The organism is Pseudonocardia sp. EV170527-09 (assembly GCF_008369905.1).
Lineage (GTDB): Bacteria > Actinomycetota > Actinomycetes > Mycobacteriales > Pseudonocardiaceae > Pseudonocardia.
Map to the genome: position 1 here is coordinate 1 of NZ_VRMC01000304.1, position 584 is coordinate 584.

A 584-nucleotide genomic window follows, 5' to 3' on the forward strand; every position below is an offset into this window, starting at 1 on the left:
GCCTGGGTTCAACCGATCGTTGCAACACCGGGTTGTCAGGCTGAGCGTAGCTGCTCTTCGAACACTTCGGCGGGGGTCTTCCAGTCGAGGCTCTTGCGGGGCCTGTTGTTGAGCGCGAGAGCGACCGCTTCGAGGTCTTCGGCGGACCACCGTGAGAGATCCGTGCCCTTCGGGAAGTATTGCCGCAGAAGCCCGTTGGTGTTCTCGTTCGTCGGCCGCTGCCAGGGCGAGTGCGGATCGGCGAAGAACACCTTCGTGCCCGTCTCGAGCGCGAACTGTGCGTGCGCGGAGAGCTCTTTGCCGCGATCCCAGGTGAGCGTCTTCCGGAGCTGTTCTGGCAGCTTCGTCATCGACGCGACGAGCGCGGCGTTCATCGCGACGGCGCCGTAGCCGCCCAGCGCAGGACCGTTCTTGACCGGCAGGACCTTTCCCCAGCCGTCCAGACGGGGTAAGTGCACCAGCAGGGTCGAGCGGCTCTTGCGTTCGACGATCGTGCCGATCGCGGACCGGCCTGTGCCGATGATCAGGTCGCCCTCCCAATGCCCGGGAACAGCGCGGTCCGCAGCCTCCGCGGGGCGCTCGGA

General features: G+C 66.4%; 1 protein-coding gene. It reads right to left on the bottom strand.

Annotated elements, in window-relative coordinates:
- Positions 1-35 precede the first annotated feature (35 nt).
- Positions 36-584 (bottom strand): IS30 family transposase (locus tag FVA95_RS29250; protein WP_149666934.1); only part of this gene is annotated, 549 nt, incomplete at its 5' end.